The following is a 3,973-nucleotide window of genomic DNA, read 5'->3' as shown; positions in this document are numbered from 1 at the left end:
GGGTTTTCTTGGTGGCTACCGGTTGCTTCCAACAACTGGCTTTCAAACATGCCGAAAACCACGCGGCCGATGTTTGCCCAGTACGCCGTTCCTGCACACATGCAGCAAGGTTCGACGGCGGTATACAGCGTGCATTGCCAGAGATAATCGGCCGGGAAATTCGTCGCGGCAACCCGCGCCAGGGTCGATTCCGCGTGGTTTACGGTGTCAATATTACATTGCTCAAGCAACACGGTTTCGTTATCGGGCGCCACTAACAATGCACCAAATGGGTGATGCCCCAGCGCAATGGCTCGTTGTGCCACTGCATTGGAACGGCGCAAGTGACGTAAAATCTGCTCTTTACTCGGCGTTGGCCCACGTTTTACTGACATATTCCTCTCCTTCCTTATTTCGCGTCGATGCTCCACGGGAACAGCCGTTTTTGCAGCCAGCTCACCAGACCGTACAACGTCAAACTGCACACCACCAGCAAGAACAGGCTGGCGAAAGCCAGTGGGATTTTGAACGATGAAGTGCTGAATAAAATCAAGTAACCCAACCCTTGATCAGCGGCGACAAACTCCGCTACCACCGCACCGATAATTGATAAGGTAATGGCCACTTTCAGCGCACTAAAAATATATGGCACCGCGTAAGGCATGCGGATTTGCCAGTATTCGCGGTTGCGCGGCGCACGCAGAGTTTTCGAAAGTTCAAGCAATTCAGCCGGCACCGAAGTCATCCCGGTCGCGGTGGAAATCACCAGCGGGAAGAAAGAAATCAGCGTGGTGATCACCACGCGCGGCAACATGCCGGAGCCGAGTGTGACGACAATAATTGGTGCAATCGCGACCACCGGCGTTGACTGAATAACAATCAGCCACGGCAGCACCAGGCGGGCGAGTAATTTTGAACTGACAATGGCTATCGCCAGCGGCAGCGCAATCACAATGGCTAACAAGAAACCGTTCAGCGCCACACTCAGTGTTGCCAGGGTGTGCGTCAGCCAGCGCCCGATATCCAACGTACTCACTGAGCCAAAAATGGCTAACGGCGACGGCAGAATAAACACAGGAATGGCGAACAGCCGACACGCACCTTCCCATAGAGCAATGGCGACAATCAGCGCCAGCAGTGCGATGTATCGTTCCAGAAACGCTTTCATGCAGGCTCCTTGCGGCGGCTAAAGACTTTGTTGCGGATCTGGGCCGTCAACTCATGGAACAGCGGGTGATTCAGCGTTTCTTCATCCCGTGGGCGAGCTAATGGCACATCAATAATTTCACTCACCCGGCCTGGGCGTGCGCTCATCACCACAATGCGGTCCGACAGCAGCAAGGCTTCCTGAATCGAGTGGGTAACAAACAGCACCGTTTTTGGGCGTTCGTTCCAGATGCGCATTAACTCAAAGCTCATTTCATCGCGCGTCAGGGAATCGAGTGCGGAAAACGGTTCGTCCATCAACAAAATTTCCGGGTCATGCAGCAACGAACGAGCGATGGAAACGCGTTGCTGCATCCCACCCGATAACTCCGCTGGGCGCTTACCGGCAAACTGCGTCAGTCCGGTCATCGCAAGCAACTCATGTCCGCGTGCAATGTCTTTGGCATCGACGCGGCCATATTTGTGTTTCATGGGAAAAGTGATGTTATCCAGCACGTTAAGCCACGGCAGCAGCGTCGGTTTCTGGAACACAAAACCCATTTCATCACGCGGTTCAGTCACCGGCTTGCCATACACAGAAATCGTGCCGCTGCTCGGTTTTAGCAGCCCGGCAATCAAACGCAAAATGGTCGATTTCCCGCAGCCTGACGGGCCAATAAACGAGACAAACTCATGGCGGCGTAGCGTCAGGTTCACTTCCTCAAGCGCAGTAACCTGGGTGCCATCTGCGGATATAAATGTCTGATTTACATTACTCAACTCGATTACAGGCTGCATAGCATTCCCTTATTTAGCAAGATAACTACGGTCGACCAGTGTTTCCGGATTGACTTTATCAAGCGGATATTTCATCGATTTCGCCACCCATTCCCACGTGTGCTTTAGCAAAGTGGGGTCGAATTGCCCCAGCCCATCACGCTGGCTAATTTCGTTGATGATAAGCGGCTTTGTCACGTTGAAATCGGCTTCTAACATTGCGACATCAGCTTCTGGCACCATCGCTTTTTGGTCAGCGGCGGCTTTGTCAGGATGCGCAAGGCTAAACTCGATAGATTTTTTAGAAGCACGCACGAAACGTGCGACCACATCCGGCTTGTCTTTGATGAGCTTATCGGAGGCAAAGAACGACAAGCCATAGCCATCAAGACCGTAGTCAGTCCACGCCAGTTCGAGCGATTTTTTGCCAACCTGAGTCAGCGTGGCTTCAATACTTGGACGGTTGGTTGACCACACTACCACGCCATCAACTCGCCCTTGCGCCAGCATCGGCACCAGCGTGCCTGGGTCAGCTTTGATCTGTTTTACGCTGTCCGGGTCAACGCCGTTGCTTTCCAACATGATGGGTAACAGCGCATTTGATGCAGAAAACGTTGGGATGCCCAGCGTTTTACCTTTCAGGCTTTTCATATCGGTGACGCCACTGCCCTGCCAGGAGTAAATCGCGTCCGGCTGTTTTGAGTAGATGCTCATGATGGCTTTCACCGGAATACCGCCTTCCGCCTGCGCCATCATCAAAGACGCAATCCCACCGGTGCCAACATCAGCCGCGCCAGAGGCAATTTTGGTCAGGGTATCGCTGCTGCCTCGGCCAGGTAGAATAGTGACATCCAGCCCTTCTTCGGCATAAAACCCTTCCTGTACGCCGACAAACACAAAGGCTTTATCGCCGCCGTTCGGCATCCAGTCGAGTTGCAATTTGAGTTTATCCACGGCGCTCGCATGCGCACTTGCCAGAACCAGGGCTACAGCAGTTGTAAGATGAATGACACGCATGCTTATCTCCTCAAAGGTGGTCAGATTTGCCCGGTGGGCAGTTGTGAAACTTTTGTCACAACAGTTAGAAACTTTTGTTTCAAACATACGAGGAGCAAGGTCAAAAGTTAAAATAGGAAAATCTTATATACCTATTAAAAAGCAGGTATTTACGCAGGAATGGTATCGGTGTTCTTTATTCTCACGGGCTTCGGGTATACCGTGTTGGGCATCAGAAACATCTCAACCGAAACACTCGGTTCAAAGAATGAGGATTTACTATGAAAGCAGTCGTACTTGAACAAGTTGAAGGCCAGACTCACGCAGAGGTCAAACAAATCTCTGCTCCGGCCGAAGACCTGGGAAATGTGCTGGTTGATGTTGAGTGGTCAAGCCTGAACTATAAAGATGCGCTGGCGATCACCGGGACCGGGAAAATCATCCGCAACTTCCCGATGGTGCCAGGTATTGATTTCGCTGGTCGCGTAAGTGTTAGCAGCGATGCCGCGTTTAGTGCGGGCCAGGAAGTGGTGTTGACCGGTTGGGGCGTGGGCGAAAACCATTGGGGTGGCCTTGCCGAGCAGGCACGTGTGAAAGCCGAATGGTTGGTGCCATTACCGGCGGGGCTAACCGCACGCAAAGCGATGATCGTCGGCACCGCAGGCTTGACCGCCATGTTATGCGTGATGGCTCTTGAAGATGCGGGCATTACGCCTGCCAGTGGTGAAGTGGTGGTGACCGGTGCCAGCGGTGGCGTCGGCAGCACGGCAATCGCCCTGCTCCATGCTCTGGGTTACCAGGTTGTAGCGGTGTCAGGACGTGCGTCCACGCACGACTATTTGCGCCAATTGGGTGCCAGCCGCATTCTGCCACGCAGTGAGTTTGCCGAAACGCGTCCACTGGAAAAACAAGTATGGGCTGGCGCGGTTGATACTGTGGGTGGCAATGTCCTTGCCAAACTGTTGGCGCAGATGAATTACTCCGGTTGCGTCGCCGCCTGCGGCCTGGCGGGTGGTTTTTCTCTGCCAACAACAGTGATGCCATTTATTCTGCGTAACGTGTGTCTGCAAGGCTG

General features: G+C 53.2%; 5 protein-coding genes. 1 reads left to right on the top strand and 4 read right to left on the bottom strand.

Going from position 1 to position 3,973, the window contains the following annotated elements; all coding sequences use genetic code 11:
* From VJY99_RS08015 to VJY99_RS08000, 4 genes are all read right to left on the bottom strand, one after another.
* Positions 1-374 (bottom strand): nucleoside deaminase (locus VJY99_RS08015; protein WP_324117528.1); only part of this gene is annotated, 374 nt, incomplete at its 3' end.
* Positions 375-388: 14 nt separating this feature from the next.
* Entirely contained in the window at positions 389-1,147 is a 759-nt protein-coding gene (locus VJY99_RS08010; RefSeq protein ID WP_324117527.1) for an ABC transporter permease, read from the bottom strand.
* Entirely contained in the window at positions 1,144-1,923 is a 780-nt protein-coding gene (locus VJY99_RS08005; protein WP_324117526.1) for an ABC transporter ATP-binding protein, read from the bottom strand. Before VJY99_RS08005 ends, VJY99_RS08010 begins: the two co-directional genes overlap by 4 nt.
* A gap of 9 nt (positions 1,924-1,932) precedes the next feature.
* On the bottom strand, positions 1,933-2,919 hold the full coding sequence (locus tag VJY99_RS08000) for an ABC transporter substrate-binding protein (RefSeq protein ID WP_324117525.1): 987 nt from the start codon (positions 2,917-2,919) through the stop codon (positions 1,933-1,935).
* Positions 2,920-3,179: 260 nt separating this feature from the next.
* On the opposite strand from VJY99_RS08000, the gene VJY99_RS07995 reads away from it, so the two are divergent.
* Positions 3,180-3,973 (top strand): MDR family oxidoreductase (locus VJY99_RS07995; RefSeq protein WP_324117524.1); only part of this gene is annotated, 794 nt, incomplete at its 3' end.

Origin of the sequence: Buttiauxella sp. (assembly GCF_035271705.1) — a bacterium.
Classification (GTDB): domain Bacteria; phylum Pseudomonadota; class Gammaproteobacteria; order Enterobacterales; family Enterobacteriaceae; genus Buttiauxella.
The sequence above is the reverse complement of the archived record's forward strand: the minus strand, read 5'-3'. Positions and strand labels throughout refer to the sequence as shown.